Source organism: Rhizobium sp. NZLR1 (assembly GCF_017357385.1).
Taxonomy (GTDB): Bacteria; Pseudomonadota; Alphaproteobacteria; order Rhizobiales; family Rhizobiaceae; genus Rhizobium.
The window spans coordinates 268,441-284,379 of the sequence record NZ_CP071635.1; the positions used below are offsets into that span (position 1 = coordinate 268,441).

Genomic DNA, 15,939 nt, shown 5'->3' on the forward strand with positions numbered 1-15,939 from the left:
TTTTACGCGAAGCAGATCCACGTTCGTTGCATCCCTTAGGTCTATTCACCTCTGCCGAGTATTCAACTCTTTCTGATCTAAAGACGATGATTTTTGTAGAGATTTTTAGTCACACCTGCGCCGCCGCGCGGAATGACCTTGCGATGTTCAGCGATAAGCGAAAATCTGAGGGTCCATTAGCTGGTTAGCGGCCGCTATAGACTGACGGAAAAACAATATCCTGATCGACCAGGACGTTGAACTTGTAGCCCGGCCGGATGCGAATTGTCGGCTGAACGTTCAGATTCTTCGAGATCGTCTCTTCCGCTACCCGGCCGAATGATTCGGCAAAATTACGTCGTGCTGCATCCGAGGCCGTGTCCTGCATCGCGAGCGTCGAACTCTCAGGCATCGACATATCGATACCAGTTCCGATGATTGCCACCAGCGCAGCCGAACGGAAAGTCCTCCAGAGATGGCGGTCGACCTTATCCTTGAAGCCCCCATATCCTTCTGCGTCTGTGCCAGCCATGCCGCCGATCTGCAGGGTAGACCCATTCGGGAAAATGAGGTCCGTCCAGACAACGAGTACCCGCTCCTGGCCGAATGAAACCTTGGAATCGTAGCGACCGAACAGCTTTGCGCCCTGGGGGATGAGAAGGCGATAGCCGGTCGCGCTGTCGTAGACATTCTGGCTGACCTGAGCCGTGATCCGCCCTGGCAAATCGGAATTCAGGCCGGTGATCAAGGTGGCGGGAATGACTGAGCCGCGCTTCAATTCATTGGGTGACATCTGCGGCACCACCTGGTTTGGCAGGTAGCCAAGATTCTTGATGTCCTGATTGAAGAAGTCCTCCTTCGACGTCTGGCCGTTCTGATCGACGTTCTGACCCATCAGTCCGGATTTCATGGCCGCGGCATAAAGGTCTGAGGCGCTGTTCGCCACGGCATTTGTCGGCTGGCGGCCGATGTCATTGGTGGAACTTGCAGCGTTCTCGACATCGGAGATGTCTACCTTCAGCGGCGAATCGAGCGCCGTAGAACGAGCCTGGAGGCGCGCCATCCGTTGCCGCTGGGCCTCGCGCATATATTGTTCATCCTGCTCTCGCTTCAGGCGAGCCTTCCACTCCTCTTCGGATTCGAGCCTTTGTCGGCGATCTTGTCTATCTGCTGGTTGGCGCTCGACGACCTGTTCCTGCTTCTCCTTTTTCTCCGCGACGACGGGTGTCGGTTGAAACACCTCCTGCTTGTCTGGGTCACCGATAATGCCATCCGTGACACCCCGCTTCAGCTGGTCGCCAAAACTGGTCGCAGGGCTGTTGGAAGCACCCTCGATGTCACCACGATTGAAGGAAAGCCCACGAAGCGAGAGACCAATCACAACGACGCCGACGAACAGCACGATGACGATGATGGCGATGATGATCGGCAGGCGGTTGAGCCGGCGCATGACCTGCTGATCGTCGGCTTGGCTCGATGTGCCAAGCTGGAGCGACTGGACCATGTTAATCTCCGTCAGTTGCGCTGCATGATCGAAAGCGGACCGGCCGGCGCGGCGCCGGCCGCCGTCGGTGTGTAAGCGCGGCCAAGAGCGATGGAAGGCGTCGAGACCTGCACTAGCACCTGTCCGTCGAAGCCCTCGATTGCATAAGCAAGCTCGACCGGCTTGACGTCTTTGGCGACTTTGCCGTCCGTGACCACTGTGTAGCCCCACCCCTTCAGCGCCACCTCGAGGGCGGATGCGAACTCCGATGTGTCCGTCCCCATTTTGATCGTTGTCGTAGCACCTGCCGGGCCGATCTGTTCAGCCAGGCGGCTTGCCATGTCGCCGGCGATGGCGCTTGCAGCCGGTCCGGTGACGGCCACCGGGGTCGAGCTGGTCGTCAGTGCGTCGTCGGCCGTTTGGCAGCTGGAGAGCAGCGCGGCCGCGATGAAGAATGCGAGAAGCTTCCGCATGGTTCAGCCTCCCCGCCGGATGGTGATCTTCTGCTGCTGCCAACCGACACCGGAAATGAGGATCGCCTTGTCGATCGCATAGTCGACGGTCATCATGTCGTTCTTCATCCGGTAATTGACGATGCGGTTCTGGCCGCCAGAGACGACAAACAGCACCGGCGCGTCCTGGCCGGAGATAGACTTCGGGAACTGGATGTAGGTCTTGACCCCGTCCGAATAGACCCGCTTCGGCCTCCACGAAGCCCCGCCGCTGATCGAATAAGAAAAGTTCAGCTTGTCCGGCGCCGCGCCCGGAATGCCGCCGGTTTCGATACGGGCGTTGATGTCGGCGAGTTTGGGCGACACGTCTTCCGGATATTCGAACCCGACACGTGCCATGTACTGGCTGGGATGGGACTTAAGCTGGATATGATAGGTTCGCCGTGAGGTGGTGACGACCATCGAGGTGAGAAGGCCGGGCTCCGACGGTTTGACGATGAGATGGATCGCCTGCCCGCCTGTCGCCCCCGAGGTGGCCGGCTCCACCTTCCAGCGTACGGTGTCGCCGACGAGCACATCGCGGACGATCTCGCCACCCTGAAGTTCGATGTCGCAGACCTGTAGCGGCGAGCAGACGACGGAGGGTTGGGTCTCGCCGAACAGAAAGATGACCTTTCCATCCGGACCCGTCGTCACCAGTCCCGCCGTACCGCGCCACTTTCTGGAAAGATTTGTTCCCTTCACCTCGTTGCTTGTCATGCTTTGCGCCTGCGCGCCCGCCGCAAGCAAGAGTCCGGCTATGCAGCCGGCGGCTGCGATCAATTCCGTTTTTTTCATTGAAAGAATCCCTGCCATTAAAGCTGTGCCGTCCAGTCGAAATCCCGGACATAGAGGCCGATCGGATTGAGGCGGATCGTCGCCTCATCCTGTGGCGCGGTGAGTGTCACAGTTGCGATGCCGCGGAACCGCCGCGTGCCGATCTCTTTGCCCTTGCGATCCCGCTCGTATTCCGTCCAGTCGATCTGATAGGTCTGGTTCGAAAGCGCCACGATGTTGTTGACCTCGATGGCAACTGTCGAAGACTTCGCCTTCTCGAACGGAGAATTGCCTCGGAACCAGGCGTTGACCTTCTCCGTCGACGGATCGGACGTGCGAAGAAGGGCGTAGGTGCGGTCGATATATTGCTTCTGCACCACCGCATCTGGAGTGATCGAGCGAAAGCTCGTGACGAAGCTACCGAGTGTGGCGCGCACCACGCGGACATCGGCATATTCTATTTGCTCCGGAAAGCCTGCCGTGACCGCGGTTCCGAGCTTGTCGACCTCGACGATGTAAGGCACGAGCCTCACCTGCGTGCTCAGATACATCGAGTAGCTGAAGCCGATGACGGCCATGACCAGACCGAGGACACCAACGACGCGCCATGCGGCGGCGGCTTTCACATAGGAGCCATAGCGTTCGCTCCATTCCTGGCGGGCGGCAAGATACGGGTTTTCCGGGGCGCGGTTCGCTGCCATTTATTCTTCCCTTGTCTCGATTACGGTTTGTCGTTGCGTTCGGGAGGAGGCTTCGGTCCGCTATGACCGCCGCGCTGTTGATCGAGCTTGGCATTGGCCAGTCCGAGAATGGACCCGGCATAAGCGCCCGGAGAGCCGATTGCCTTTTCCTTCGCGGCGGATCCGGCTGCTTGCGCGCCGGAACTGAAGCTCGCGGCCATGCCGCGAAGAGCAGCACCTGCAACGGATGAACCGCCAGCTCGTGCGGCTTGAGCCGCCGCAAACCCCGCGCCGGCAGCGCCGGCGGCGAGGAAACCAGCACCGGCGGCGAAGGACGCCGCTTGCCCGCCGTGCCGGATTGCCTCCATGCCACCGGAGACCGACGCGCCCTGGACGACGCCCTGGATGATGTTCGGGACGTACATGGCGATGATGAAAACAACGACGGCAATTCCAGCGATGGCAAGAGCGGTTTGAAACTGGTCGCCGATATCGGGCTGGTTGGCGAGGCCGATCAACACTTCCGAACCAATGCGAGAGATCATCACAAGGCCCATGAGCTTCATCCCGACGGAGAAGGCGTAGACCAGGTAGCGGACTGCAAAATCCTTGGTGAACGACGATCCACCAAGGCCGAGCATGATCATGCCGGCCAGCAGCCCGATATACATTTCGACCATGACCGACACGAAAATCGCTGCGACCAGAGAAAATGCGATGACTGTCACGACCATCGCGAACGCTGCCGAGATTGCGAGAGCATTGTCTTCGAAGAGGCCGAACTGTACCTTTTCCGACATTTTCGTTGCAACTGCGAGCCCGGCGTTGAACACGTCAGCTGGTGATGCCGTCCCTCCTCCGGCGCCGATTTGGAAGAGACTGTCTGCGACCGCCTTGGCGAAGGTGGGTCCCTGCGCTAGCACAAACGCGAAGAAGCCCACAAACATGATCCGCCGCACCAGTTCGGCGAACCAGCTATCCAGCGAGGCCGACTGGATGGCCAGCCAGACGGCCGCTATGCCGATCTCGATCGTTGCGAGGATCCAGAACAGAGATCTCGCAGCGTCCATGACGGTGCTTTCCCACCCCTTCGCGGCGGTAGTGATCTGGCTCTGGAGGGAGGTCAAAACTGACCCTTCTTGCGCAAGCGCCGGCTGGGTCGCCATCACCGCGAACGCGGCAACGAGCATGGCGACCCGTAGCTGATGAAGTCTCGTCATGGTTGGCATGCGATCACCATTCGACCTTCATCTTTTCGCCGCCCGATGTGGGATACTCCTTCGATGAACCAAAAAACTTCTCCCGGCGCTCCCATGCGGCCTGTTTTTCCGAGATGAGCAACCATAGGCCGGTGCTGCCGACAGCGAGACTCGTCGCGATCGCGACTAGGATCAGTTTCGTTTTCACCACTCCACCTTCATCTTTTCGCCACCTGAGGTGGAAGGAGCCGTCGCACTGAAGAATTTTTCCCGCCGCGCCTGTGCCAGATCCTTGTCGGTCTGTTCGGTCTGCAGCCAGGTTCCCATCATGGTCATCTGTTGGGAGACGAGACCGCGAAGCTTCTGCATTTGCGCGACTTGCTGAGCGGCGATCTCGTGGCCGACCTGCAAAGCCTTCATCTGCCCGTCAGCCGTTTCGGACATCGACCGCAGCGAGGACATCGTATCCTCCTCGCTGTCGAACTGGTCGGCCGTGAGGCTCGCCGCCTTCAGCGAGCTGGCGATCGTGTCACGGTTGGTGTTTGACCAGGACTGATAGGTCGAGGAGAACGTCGTGTTGTCCGGCAAATTCGTCTTGAGATCGGCATAGCTTTGAAAGCGTTGCTGAAGAACGTCGTCCGCATTTCCCATCGAAAAAGCGATGCCCTGTCCCTGGTCGATGATAGTGCGTAGCTGGTTGAGATCGCTTTCGACCTGCCCCCAGACATGGTCAGGAAGCTGCGCGGTGTTTTGCAGCATGTTCTCGTAGATCTTCAGCTGGTTCTGAATCTGCTCTGCAAGCTGGCTGATCTGGGTCAGTTGATTGTCGACCTGGATGCCGGAGCTTTTCATGAGGTCCACGAGCTGCGCATTGTTGGCGAGCTGCGTCCATTCGGTCGCGGCGCCGGTGGCTGTACCGGCTTGCACTGAGCCTGCGCGTCCAATCGTAAGAGCGGCGGCCGCCAAGCCGGCGAACCATCTATTTGAGCAGCGATGCGGCATCTTGAACTCCTCTCGTTTCAAGCCAGTGGATCGGCCAGTCGTGGCCATGTTCGGATTTCAGTGTGCGGATGCGTTTGAGGTCCTCTTTGCCCGACGCGCCGACAAAGCTCAGCGCGACTGGCCCAAGCGACATGTTGAAGAGCCGCCGGCCTTCCGGCGTGGCGACGTAGTATTCGCGCTTCGGCATGGCGGTAGCGACGATCTCGATCTGCCGCTCGTTGAAGCCGATGCGCTCGTAGAATTCGCGCGTTCCCGACTCCCGGGCGGCGCCATTCGGAAGGCAAATCTTGGTGGGGCAGGATTCCTTCAGCACGTCGACAATGCCGGACCGTTCGGCATCGGAGATCGATTGGGTGGCAAGAACGACAGCGCAGTTCGCCTTGCGCAGCACCTTCAGCCACTCGCGAATTTTGTCGCGGAACACAGGGTGGCCGAGCATCAGCCACGCCTCGTCAAGCACGATCAGACTTGGCGATCCGTCCAGGCGCTTTTCGATCCGGCGGAACAGGTAGGTCAATACTGGCACGAGGTTACGCTCGCCCATATTCATCAGTTGCTCGATCTCGAAGGTCTGGAAGGCGCCAAGCGTGAGGCCATCCTCTTCCGCATCAAGGAACTGACCCATTGGACCATCGACGGTATAGTGATGCAGCGCGTCCTTGATCTCGCGCAATTGCACGCCGCTGACGAAATCCGAGAGCGAGCGACCAGAGGCGCTCGCCATCAGTCCGACCTGCCGAGAGATGGCGTTACGATGATCGGGTGTGATGGTGACGCCCTGCAGGCCGATCAGCATCTCGATCCATTCCGTCGCCCAAGCCCGGTCGGCGTCACTCTTGAGTTCGGAGAGTGGGCAGAAGGCCAAGGCCCTCCCCTCTTCCGCATTGTCGCCGCCGATCTCATAATGATCGCCGCCAGCAGCGAGCGTCAGGGGTTGAAGTGAACTGCCTTTGTCAAAGGCGAAGATCTGCGCATTTTCGTACCGGCGAAACTGCGCGGCTATCAGGGCGAGAAGCGTCGACTTGCCCGAACCCGTTGGACCGAAGATCAGTGTGTGGCCGACATCATCGACGTGCAGGTTCAGACGAAACGATGTCGATCCGCTCGCAACCTGCATCAACGGCGGGGAATTCGCTGCGTAAAAGGGGCATGGCGCGACCGGGTTTCCCGACCAGACCGAGTTCAGCGGAATCAAGTCGGCGAGATTGCTGGTGTTGATCAGCGGCTCACGGATGTTGCAATACCAGTTGCCCGGCAAGCTGCCGAGATAGGCGTCGGTGGCATTGAGCGTTTCGATCCGCGCACCGAAACCTTCCGCCTGGATCAACCGCCGGATCGCTTCGGCCTTTTCCTGGAGTGCTTCGCGATTGCTGTCGAACAGCACGACGACCGGTGTGTAATAGCCATAGGCAACCAGCTGTGACGAGGCCTGCGCGATGGCATCCTCCGTCTCGACCACCATGGTCATCGCGTCCTGGTCGACGGATCGACTTTGTGTCTGGAATATCTGGTCGAAGAACGGCCGGACCTTCTGCTGCCATTTCTTGCGTGTGCGTTCGAGCTTCTGTCGAGCCTCCTCGGCATCGAGAAAGATGAAACGTGACGACCACCGATAGGTCAGCGGCATCATATCAAGGCTGTTCAAAATCCCCGGCCAGCTTTCGGCCGGCAGACCGTCGATCGCGATGACGCCGAGGAAACGGTTTTCGACCTTTGGCGTCAGTCCGTGCTCAAGCTCCGCCGTGGCAATCCAGTCGAGATACATCGGAATATCGGGAAGCCGGATTGGATGGCTTTCCCCAGTGGTGCAGAATCGGGCGAACTGGAGCAACTCGTCATACCGGGCAATTCGCTCCCCTCCCCTCTCAAGTGTTTCGCGGGTTTCCATTCGCCGGATCGTAAGTGTGTTGGCAAAATACTGCTCAAGCTCACGCACCGCGTTCTTGAACACGAAGAGCACCGTGTCCGCGTAGGACTTCTTCCGGCTCTCCTCATCCGAATAGACGTATTTGCTGAGTGCAGTCTTCTTGGACTCAAGTGGCCGGTAGGTCAGGATCAGCGCATGCTTGCTCTCGAAATGCCCCTGCTCGCGCGCGAAATGCGCCCGACGCTCGGCATCGATTGCGCGGGTCACGGGGTCGGGGAAATGGCATCGATCCTCTGATGGATAGTCGACTGTTGGAATACGGATGGCCTCGACCTGGATCATCCAGCCGCTTCCGAGCCGTGACAGAACGGCATTGATCTGCCGCGACAACTCGTTGCGCTCGAGGTCGGTCGCACTTTCCGAGTCCGGTCCCGCGAAGTACCAGCCGGCCATCAGGCTTCCGTCCTTCAAGAGGAGAACACCATTGTCGACGAGGCCGGCATAGGGAACGAGATCGGCGAAGGACGGGCCGGTTACCCGGAAGCGTTTGAGAGCTACCATGGCCGCCTCCTCAATACCGGCGCCACGGCGAAGTGGTTGCCTTGTAGTAGGGCTTGTAAGAAATGTGCCTGATATAGACTTGGCGCATGATCGGATCCGACTTCGCCATCATCCTGAGCGCCCCGACGATGACGATCCAGACGGCGATGCCGAAGAGCGCCGAATAGACCGTGAGAACCACGAAGATGAGAATGACGGCCGCAAGGCCGGTGATCAGCACCAATTCGCGGTCCGCGCCCATCAGAAGGTTCGGGCGCGAGAGGGCACGATGGATGCGATTGCGTCGCAAGCCGGACACGGACTCAGCCATCATCTCCCTCCCCTCCCCCGTTCGAACCAATTGACGTGACCTGCTCGTCGGTTAGCCCGATCGAAGCGCCGGTCGCACCGAACAGGCCGACGATGTTGGTGGCGCCGAGCAGGATGCCGGCGACGAGAACGACGTACACAAGGCGCCGTGCGAAATCGTTGAGCTCGCCGCCGAAGATGAGCATGCCGCCGGCAATGGCCACGGCTGCAAGCGCGATCGCACCCGCGACCGGGCCGGTGATCGACTCCTGAATCTGCTGCAGTGGCCCTTCCCATGGGAGGCTGCCGCCGGAACTGGCGAGCGCCGGCGCGACAGAGGCAAGAACGATTTGCGCCGCCACGAGCGCGGCGGCGATGAGGGTATGCTTACGCGACATGGCGCGCCTCCTGTTCTTCGGTGAGCTGATCGGATTCGATCTCGTACTGTCCGTTGATGAACCGCTCGACTTGAATGATGTCGCGAACAAGCCGCCCACGCGGCGTCCGCTCGATCGAGATGACCAAGTCGACGGCCTCTCCGATCACCTCGTGCATCGGCTGCTGGCTTGCTTCGGCGGTCAGCTGTTCAAGCCGACGCAGCGCTGACATGGCGGAGTTCGAGTGAATGGTCGCCACGCCGCCTGGGTGACCGGTGTTCCAGGCCTTGAGCAACGTCAGGGCCGCGCCGTCGCGAACTTCGCCAACGACGATCCGGTCGGGGCGCAAGCGCATTGTGCTCTTCAAGAGCCGCGCCATGTCGATCGAATCGCTGGTATGCAGGAGAACGGCGTTTTCGGCCGCGCATTGGATTTCCGCGGTATCCTCAAGAATGACGAGACGATCCTGCGGCGCAGATTTGACGATCTCGTGGATGACCGCGTTCGCTAGCGTCGTCTTGCCCGAGCCCGTTCCGCCGGAAATGATGATGTTCAGCCTCGTGGAAATGGCGCTGCGGATCGTGGCGGCTTGGTATTCTGTCATCACGCCGGCGCGAATATAGTCTTCGAGCGGAATGAGGCGCGATACCCGGCGACGAATCGTGAAGGCAGGCTTGGTGACAACGGGCGGCAACAGTCCCTCGAAGCGGTGGCCACCGATTGGCAGCTCGCCGGAGATGATTGGCTGTTCCGTGTCGACCTCTGACTGAAGCGCGTGCGCCACTGTACCGATCACCATCTCCGCTGCAGCCGACGACATCTCGCCGGCGGGCGTAACGCCGTGACCGAGCCGTTCGATGAACAACTTTCCGTCCGGATTAAGCATGATCTCGACGACGTTCGCGTCGTCCAGGGCAACACAAAGCTGGTCGCCGAGCGCCTCCTGAAGTTTGCGGACGAGCCGAGGGTGAGAGCGAAGCTGGTTCACGGATTTCTCCTTACGCTGCCTGGCTGACAGGGGGCGAGTTCAGAACGGTAGTTGGAGGGGCGAAGCCTGAGGAACGTGGCCGCATTGGCGGCCAGCGTGCCCGCTACGGCCGTCGTCACGCCGATCTTCTTGGGTTCGCCTAAACGATGCAGCTGCCACCCCACGCGGGCGAGGATGCGCTCAAACCGAAGATCGGTCACCGTAACAATCTCAGTGTACCCGTTTGCCAGGCACCATTCGATGATGCCAGCGAACATGGTCAGCGTCGCTTCATGGACCGAGCCGACGCCCCTCCCCTCCGCGAGAGCCGTGTCGACACAGAAGCGAGAACTCTCGATCATCGCGGCATGCCCCTTGAGTTGGCCGTCGGGGAGCAGCGACGGGAAAACGTCGGCCACCATTGTCGGTCCGAGCGCAGGAAGAAGCCTCGCGCACCCCGCCAATTCGCCGGTCTCTGCGATGGCGAGAATATAGGTCGGCCGAAGCGCGTCGAAACGATCGGACTCGCACCCCGCCGTTACATCGACTTCCCAGCCCAGGCGATCGGAAAAGACCCGAGCACGAAGCTGATAGTGGATGTGTAGGAGATGCGCCTCTTGGATCGTCCGGGGTGTTGAGAGCGCGAGAGCCCGCATGATCTTTCTCCGTCGTTGTTGGTCGGCGGGAAATCAGCACAGTTTGGAATCGGAGGGCAGTTGTAGGATTCAACATGCACGTAGCGAGGTGAGTCGTGGCTCATGAGGGGTGTGGCGCTACAGAGCCGCCTAATCTACTTGCTGCTACACTGTTCGGATTTGTAGGATTCACAGGAGAACATTCCGGGATCAGGGAGCCGGGCATTTGTGGCTAACTCCCGGAGCGGAAAAGCAAAAAACCGAACAGCCTTATGCAGATTGCCCCCGGTCGTTAACCTTTTGTTAACCCTAAACCTCTGGACCAGTTCGGAGAATCGTGTTCTATTTTTAGCGGGCAATGGCCGGTAAACCGGCGAAAAGCCGCCAAGAGGGACAGATGGCGATAGCAAACCGAGTAGAAGCAAGTGTTGGCTCGAAGGAAGATGCCGGCAGCAAAATCATGCGCCATGCCGGGCTTCTGTCCGGGCAATTGCAGCAGCTCAGAACTCGTATGTATCCGCCAAAATCGGAAAAGACCCTGCGTCCCTTTCTGACCAACGAAGTGTCGAAGCTGACGTCTATACCCGATTCCACCCTGAAGCTCATGTCCACCGAAGGACGTGGGCCGATTCCCAGTAGGCTGGAAAATAACCATCGCGTCTACACGCTGGACCAGATCAATGAACTGCGTGAATTGTTCGCGATTCAGAAACCTGCAGACGCCTTGCGATTCCTTCCTCGTCGACGTGCCGGCGAGCACCTCCAGGTTCTTGCGATAGCCAACTTCAAGGGCGGCAGCGCGAAGACGACAACCTGTGTCCACCTTGCCCACTATCTCGCCCTTCATGGGTATCGCGTCCTCGCACTCGACCTGGACCCGCAAGCATCCTTGTCCGCTTTGTTCGGTGCTCAGCCAGAAGTTGATGTTGGGTCGAATGAAACGATCTATGCCGCTTTGCGTTACGATGACGCCGAGCGTCGTCCCATCCGCGATATAATTCGCAGGACATATTTCGATGGCATCGACCTCATTCCGGGCAATCTTGAAGTCATGGAGTATGAGCACGAAACGCCACGGATCTTGGCGAACAAGGCCAACTCCGGCGCAATCTTTTTTGAGCGGCTGAAACTCGCCCTTTCGGAAGTCGCGGCGGACTACGACATCGTGATTCTCGACACTCCGCCGTCCCTCGGCTTTCTGACCTTGAGCGCGATATACGCAGCGACTAGCATGATCATTACGGTCCACCCTGCCATGCTGGACGTCGCGTCAATGAGCCAGTTCCTTCTCATGATGGGTGATCTGATTAGTGTTCTGAACGAGAGCGGCGCTCAGTTGGACCAGGACTTCATCCGGTATCTGGTTACACGACACGACCCCAATGACGCGCCACAGTCGCAAGTCGTTGCGATGCTTCGGCACCTGTTCGGCTCCGATGTATTATTGCCGACCGCCATTGAAAGCACCGCCGTTGAAGCAGCCGGCTTGGCGAAGCGCTCGGTATACGAGCTCGAATTGGGACAGATCGGACGCGATACTCACAAGCGTGCCCGCGAGGCGGTAGATGCTGTGAACGAGGCGATTGTTCGCCTCGTCAATGAGAGCTGGGGGCGGACATGAGCAAATCCCCTCGCAAGTCGATTGTCGCCAGCTTCGGGTTGCTTTCCGCAGAGCTGGAAAGCGATCAGGCTGCGGATCAACAGCAGCCGTCGCAGGCCCCTGCCCCGGTTCCGGGAAATCGTGTCGGAGCAGGTGTGATCGGTGCTGCACACCGAGCAATCGACGACATTCGAACAGAGCGAGATCGCTTGAAGGCTATCGTGGAGTCGGGCGGTGGTTCGGTTCGCGAGTTGGATCCGTCGCTCATCGACCCATCCCCCTATCCGGACAGACTGCCGGACGATGACGCAACGAGCTTCGAGGCGTTCAAACGGTCGATCGAGACTGAGGGGCAAAAGGTTCCCGTCCAGGTTCGCAAACACCCTTCGTCCCCAGGTCGCTATCAGATCGTTTACGGTCATCGACGCTGGCTCGCTGCCATGCAGCTTGACAGGCCTGTTCGCGCTCTCGAAGTCGAGATTTCCGACCTCGACCTAGTTCTTGCACAAGGCATCGAAAACGCGGGTCGCCAAGACCTCACCTGGATCGAGCGCGCGCTGTTTGCCTCCCGAATGGATGATGCGGGGATCAAGCCTCGGCACATCTACGCTGCGCTTTCGATCGAGGACGCAGAACTGGCTCGGATGCGGAATGTCTACAGGATCGTTCCCGCGGATATCATCGAGGCCATTGGGCGGGCGCCGAAGATCGGGCGGCCACGTTGGCTCGACCTTGCCAAGACGGTTGCGGGCGACACGGGAGCGCTCGATGCCCTAAGGGCAGCACTGGTTGGGAGGGGCGATGCGGTTGAGACGTCCGATCAAAGGTTTCAGCGTGCATTGAACGCCATCAAGCCAGTATCGGCTGGTCGGAGAGAGCCAAGCCCGATTACAGACAAGAGCGGAACGAAGCTTGGCGCCCTGTTGATATCCTCGAAAGAGGTTCGAATTTCGGCTGAGGGTTCACTCGGGGTCGACTTTTTGAAGTTTGTTGAAGCGGAGCTCCCAGCGCTAACGGAGCGCTTTGTCCGCCTGCGAGAAGACGAGAAACCCTGACAGCTGTCAGGGTTTGGAGATAAAAAAAGGACGAACTGCAAAAGAAAAAGGCCCCCCAAACGTTGCCGTCGTGGAAGCCTCTCTCAATGTGTGACAACTAGAGAATCGCATTTCCCCGAATCCCAGTCAAGAGTCTTTGGCACCGTAATTTGGTGAGCAGGTTTCTTTTGCCTTTTTGAAGGTGAAGAAAATGCAGATTGGAAGTGTGACGACGCCCTTTGGGCGGCGGCCGGCGACGCTTGCCCTGGTGAAGCGGCAAATCGAGACGAGTAAGATTAAGCCGGGCAAGACAGCGGACAAATGGAAAGTCTTTCGGGACGCATCCGAAGCAAGGGAGCTGCTTGGCCTGCAGGATCGCAGCCTGGCCGTCCTTGACGCGCTCCTGAGCTTTCATCCAGACACCGAATTGCGCCAGGATGCGCAACTCATCGTTTTTCCGTCCAACACACAATTGACACTTCGGGCGCACGGTATCGCCGGCGCTACCCTTCGCAGACATCTGGCCCTTCTCGTTGAGGCAGGACTGATCGTGCGGAAGGACAGCGCGAATGGAAAGCGCTACGCCCGGAAGGACAAGGCGGGTGCGATCGATAGCGCATTCGGCTTTGATCTGTCACCGTTGCTCATGCGAACAGATGAGCTTGCCATGATGGCGCAACAGGTCGTTGCAGATCGTTTCGCCCTCCGTCGGGCGAAGGAGAATTTGACAATATGCCGGCGTGACGTTCGAAAGCTCATTTCTGCCGCGATCGAGGAAGGAGCGTCAGGCAACTGGGAAAACATCGAAGCGATGTACGTCGGTCTCGTAGGCAGGATTCCGCGCGCTCCGACGCTCAGCGATGTGAATTCAATCCTGGACGAGATGGAGCTCCTGCTGCAGGAGGCGGTCAACATCCTGGAAGTGCAGCAAAAAGACGAAAATAGTAGCACCAATGGTGACCAAAGTGAGCGTCACATACAGAATTCAAACACCGAATCCATCAATGAACTTGAACCTACCTCTGAAAACGAGAAGGGCGCAAAGGCGGTGGACGATGATCGGCCGAAGCGGGAGCCAGTCCGGAATTTTCCACTTGGCATGGTGATGCGGGCTTGCCCCGAGATCGTGATATATGGCCCGGGCGGTACGATCGGAAGTTGGCGCGAGATGATGGGTGCAGCGGTGGTCGTCCGGTCGATGCTGGGCGTCAGCCCCTCAGCCTATCAGGAGGCCTGCGAGGTGATGGGGCCGGAGAATGCGGCCACGGCGATCGCCTGCATCCTTGAGCGGGCAGGGCACATCAACTCGCCTGGCGGATATCTGCGAGACCTGACACGGAAGGCGGCACGGGGCGAATTTTCACTTGGCCCGGCGCTTATGGCGCTGCTTCGGGTCGATGGCGATAGCAATCGCAGGACGGGATAGTTGGTTGCCTATGCTTGCGGTCGGCTGGTCAAAACCCTGACAGCTGTCAGGGTTTTGCGATCGGCGGATGCTGGAGCGGGGAAGGGTAGATCAACTCGGCCGGCGGATGCTGACATCATCCGGCAAGGCAGGTTTTCGCTCGGTCCGATGGGCAAATTAAATGAAGTTGCTTGCCTGGTCCGAGCCGTGCTCTGCTGGCCTTCGAAACCGTTTTAAAAGTGAGGAAGAGCAATGCCGTCTGAAACTCGATCTCCGCGCCTCGCTGTTCTGATTGATGCGGACAATACATCCGCTAAAATCGCCGACGGGCTGTTCGAAGAGGTAGCCAAAATCGGGGAGGCGAGCGTGCGTCGCATCTACGGTGATTTTTCCGGCACCCGCTCCAAGGGTTGGGCGGACGTGCTCGCAAAGCACGCGATTATCCCGCAGCAGCAATTTGCGTATACAACGGGAAAGAATGCTTCCGATATCACTTTGGTCATCGATGCAATGGATTTGCTGCACAGCGGGAGGTTCGACGGCTTCTGCCTAGTGTCCTCGGACAGCGATTTCACGCGGCTTGCCGCCCGGATCCGCGAGCAGGGTGTCGATGTATTCGGCTTCGGCGAGCAGAAGACACCGGAAAGTTTTCGCCAGGCCTGCCGGCGGTTCGTCTATACCGAAAATCTGCTTCCTGGCGCGATCAAGGACGAGCAGAATACTGCTTCCACCGACAAGCCGCTGCAGCCGGCAACATCGGCCGTGCCGCTGATCAAGAAGGTGCTGTCCCAGGAGGATAGCGATGACGGCTGGGTCAACCTGGGCACCGTCGGCAAGCAGTTGTTGAACCTGGCGCCGGATTTCGACCCGCGTACATTCGGCTTCCGAAAACTCAGCGATCTTATCCGCAAGACGAACCAGTTCGAGATTCGCCAGGCCGAGGGCGGTCCGATCAGCATCCGGGTGAAACAACGAGGTAACAAGTAGCACCATCGTCGCGGCGATAGAGCGAGGAGTACCGGGACACCTCGACGGTGAGTATGGGCTTTCCCCGCGGCAAGAAGCGTCTATCAGTGCTGCCCGCAAAAAAAGTGTCAGCCGAGCACGCTTCGGAAATGCGATTGATCAAAGGAAGACGTCATGGCGACCGGTACGGTAAAGTGGTTCAACGCAACGAAGGGCTTCGGGTTCATCGAGCCGGACGACGGCAGCGCCGATGTGTTCGTCCAGGTGGAGCGGGCCGGCATGCGCGGCCTCAACGACGGCCAGAAAATTACCTATGAGCTGGTAAAGGATCGCAAGTCCGGCAAGATGTCTGCGGACAACCTGCAGGCCTGAGTCTAACTGCAGGTGAATGGTCGGATAGGCCGGGTTCGCCCGGACTATCCTTTTTTGCAGGCCGAGATATGTGCGCGGTGCAAGCGCGGGACTTAAATGTTCTGCATGGCAGTATTACCCTCAGAGTGTTCAAGCGGTTCACCTCCTCCCGAACCGCTTGGGTCCGACGGACAGCAGGCTGTCAGTCTCTATCGGACCCCTCCGCCCCTTGCATGTTCAATTAGCGCTGATTGTTGGATGATCGGTGCGCACTCCG

At 59.0% G+C, this 15,939-nt stretch carries 17 protein-coding genes; 5 read left to right on the forward strand and 12 right to left on the reverse strand.

The window, feature by feature from the left end:
• Window positions 1-184: 184 nt before the first annotated feature.
• Genes trbI through J3O30_RS30375 form a run of 12 tightly spaced genes read right to left on the reverse strand, consistent with a single transcriptional unit; the run spans window position 185 to window position 10,327 of the window.
• Complete coding sequence (trbI, locus tag J3O30_RS30320; protein WP_207585657.1) at window positions 185-1,483, reverse strand: IncP-type conjugal transfer protein TrbI; 1,299 nt, start codon at window positions 1,481-1,483, stop codon at window positions 185-187.
• Window positions 1,484-1,494: 11 nt separating this feature from the next.
• On the reverse strand, window positions 1,495-1,935 hold the full coding sequence (gene trbH, locus J3O30_RS30325; RefSeq protein ID WP_207585658.1) for a conjugal transfer protein TrbH: 441 nt from the start codon (window positions 1,933-1,935) through the stop codon (window positions 1,495-1,497).
• Window positions 1,936-1,938: 3 nt separating this feature from the next.
• A complete protein-coding gene (gene trbG / locus J3O30_RS30330; protein WP_207585659.1) occupies window positions 1,939-2,751 on the reverse strand; it encodes a P-type conjugative transfer protein TrbG in 813 nt (270 codons plus the stop codon).
• Between the two features lie 17 nt (window positions 2,752-2,768).
• On the reverse strand, window positions 2,769-3,431 hold the full coding sequence (locus J3O30_RS30335) for a conjugal transfer protein TrbF (RefSeq protein ID WP_131614005.1): 663 nt from the start codon (window positions 3,429-3,431) through the stop codon (window positions 2,769-2,771).
• Between the two features lie 20 nt (window positions 3,432-3,451).
• A complete protein-coding gene (gene trbL, locus J3O30_RS30340; RefSeq protein ID WP_207585660.1) occupies window positions 3,452-4,630 on the reverse strand; it encodes a P-type conjugative transfer protein TrbL in 1,179 nt (392 codons plus the stop codon).
• A 13-nt stretch (window positions 4,631-4,643) separates the two neighbouring features.
• Entirely contained in the window at window positions 4,644-4,820 is a 177-nt protein-coding gene (gene trbK, locus J3O30_RS30345) for an entry exclusion protein TrbK (RefSeq protein ID WP_018516718.1), read from the reverse strand.
• Entirely contained in the window at window positions 4,814-5,611 is a 798-nt protein-coding gene (trbJ, locus tag J3O30_RS30350; protein WP_131645513.1) for a P-type conjugative transfer protein TrbJ, read from the reverse strand. The genes trbK and trbJ overlap by 7 nt, the downstream gene beginning before the upstream one ends.
• On the reverse strand, window positions 5,589-8,039 hold the full coding sequence (locus J3O30_RS30355) for a conjugal transfer protein TrbE (protein WP_131645514.1): 2,451 nt from the start codon (window positions 8,037-8,039) through the stop codon (window positions 5,589-5,591). Before J3O30_RS30355 ends, trbJ begins: the two co-directional genes overlap by 23 nt.
• 10 nt (window positions 8,040-8,049) lie before the next feature.
• Window positions 8,050-8,349 (reverse strand): conjugal transfer protein TrbD, encoded by a 300-nt coding sequence (locus J3O30_RS30360; protein WP_131645515.1) that lies wholly within the window; start codon window positions 8,347-8,349, stop codon window positions 8,050-8,052.
• Window positions 8,342-8,725 (reverse strand): TrbC/VirB2 family protein, encoded by a 384-nt coding sequence (locus J3O30_RS30365; RefSeq protein ID WP_207585661.1) that lies wholly within the window; start codon window positions 8,723-8,725, stop codon window positions 8,342-8,344. The genes J3O30_RS30360 and J3O30_RS30365 overlap by 8 nt, the downstream gene beginning before the upstream one ends.
• Complete coding sequence (trbB, locus tag J3O30_RS30370) at window positions 8,715-9,692, reverse strand: P-type conjugative transfer ATPase TrbB (RefSeq protein ID WP_207585662.1); 978 nt, start codon at window positions 9,690-9,692, stop codon at window positions 8,715-8,717. The genes J3O30_RS30365 and trbB overlap by 11 nt, the downstream gene beginning before the upstream one ends.
• Window positions 9,689-10,327 (reverse strand): acyl-homoserine-lactone synthase, encoded by a 639-nt coding sequence (locus J3O30_RS30375; protein WP_131645517.1) that lies wholly within the window; start codon window positions 10,325-10,327, stop codon window positions 9,689-9,691. The genes trbB and J3O30_RS30375 overlap by 4 nt, the downstream gene beginning before the upstream one ends.
• Before the next feature lie 376 nt (window positions 10,328-10,703).
• Between J3O30_RS30375 and repA the strand changes: the two genes are divergently transcribed.
• From repA to J3O30_RS30400, 5 genes are all read left to right on the forward strand, one after another.
• Window positions 10,704-11,927 (forward strand): plasmid partitioning protein RepA, encoded by a 1,224-nt coding sequence (gene repA, locus J3O30_RS30380; protein WP_032982647.1) that lies wholly within the window; start codon window positions 10,704-10,706, stop codon window positions 11,925-11,927.
• Window positions 11,924-12,961, forward strand: coding sequence for a plasmid partitioning protein RepB (gene repB, locus J3O30_RS30385; protein ID WP_207585663.1), 1,038 nt, complete (start codon window positions 11,924-11,926; stop codon window positions 12,959-12,961). Before repA ends, repB begins: the two co-directional genes overlap by 4 nt.
• A 190-nt stretch (window positions 12,962-13,151) precedes the next feature.
• Entirely contained in the window at window positions 13,152-14,366 is a 1,215-nt protein-coding gene (gene repC / locus J3O30_RS30390) for a plasmid replication protein RepC (RefSeq protein ID WP_207585703.1), read from the forward strand.
• A gap of 231 nt (window positions 14,367-14,597) precedes the next feature.
• Window positions 14,598-15,332, forward strand: coding sequence for an NYN domain-containing protein (locus J3O30_RS30395; protein WP_018482017.1), 735 nt, complete (start codon window positions 14,598-14,600; stop codon window positions 15,330-15,332).
• 153 nt (window positions 15,333-15,485) lie between these two features.
• Complete coding sequence (locus tag J3O30_RS30400; protein ID WP_131645520.1) at window positions 15,486-15,683, forward strand: cold-shock protein; 198 nt, start codon at window positions 15,486-15,488, stop codon at window positions 15,681-15,683.
• The last annotated feature ends 256 nt before the right edge of the window (window positions 15,684-15,939 follow it).

Excerpts from the sequence above, each read along its gene's own strand:
- trbI (WP_207585657.1), bottom strand. The coding sequence starts at position 1,483 with ATGGTCCAGTCGCTCCAGCTTGGCACATCGAGCCAAGCCGACGATCAG.
- trbH (WP_207585658.1), bottom strand. The coding sequence starts at position 1,935 with ATGCGGAAGCTTCTCGCATTCTTCATCGCGGCCGCGCTGCTCTCCAGC.
- trbG (WP_207585659.1), bottom strand. The coding sequence starts at position 2,751 with ATGAAAAAAACGGAATTGATCGCAGCCGCCGGCTGCATAGCCGGACTC.
- J3O30_RS30335 (WP_131614005.1), bottom strand. The coding sequence starts at position 3,431 with ATGGCAGCGAACCGCGCCCCGGAAAACCCGTATCTTGCCGCCCGCCAG.
- trbL (WP_207585660.1), bottom strand. The coding sequence starts at position 4,630 with ATGACGAGACTTCATCAGCTACGGGTCGCCATGCTCGTTGCCGCGTTC.
- trbJ (WP_131645513.1), bottom strand. The coding sequence starts at position 5,611 with ATGCCGCATCGCTGCTCAAATAGATGGTTCGCCGGCTTGGCGGCCGCC.
- J3O30_RS30355 (WP_131645514.1), bottom strand. The coding sequence starts at position 8,039 with ATGGTAGCTCTCAAACGCTTCCGGGTAACCGGCCCGTCCTTCGCCGAT.
- J3O30_RS30360 (WP_131645515.1), bottom strand. The coding sequence starts at position 8,349 with ATGGCTGAGTCCGTGTCCGGCTTGCGACGCAATCGCATCCATCGTGCC.
- J3O30_RS30365 (WP_207585661.1), bottom strand. The coding sequence starts at position 8,725 with ATGTCGCGTAAGCATACCCTCATCGCCGCCGCGCTCGTGGCGGCGCAA.
- J3O30_RS30375 (WP_131645517.1), bottom strand. The coding sequence starts at position 10,327 with ATGCGGGCTCTCGCGCTCTCAACACCCCGGACGATCCAAGAGGCGCAT.
- repA (WP_032982647.1), top strand. The coding sequence starts at position 10,704 with ATGGCGATAGCAAACCGAGTAGAAGCAAGTGTTGGCTCGAAGGAAGAT.
- repB (WP_207585663.1), top strand. The coding sequence starts at position 11,924 with ATGAGCAAATCCCCTCGCAAGTCGATTGTCGCCAGCTTCGGGTTGCTT.
- repC (WP_207585703.1), top strand. The coding sequence starts at position 13,152 with ATGCAGATTGGAAGTGTGACGACGCCCTTTGGGCGGCGGCCGGCGACG.
- J3O30_RS30395 (WP_018482017.1), top strand. The coding sequence starts at position 14,598 with ATGCCGTCTGAAACTCGATCTCCGCGCCTCGCTGTTCTGATTGATGCG.
- J3O30_RS30400 (WP_131645520.1), top strand. The coding sequence starts at position 15,486 with ATGGCGACCGGTACGGTAAAGTGGTTCAACGCAACGAAGGGCTTCGGG.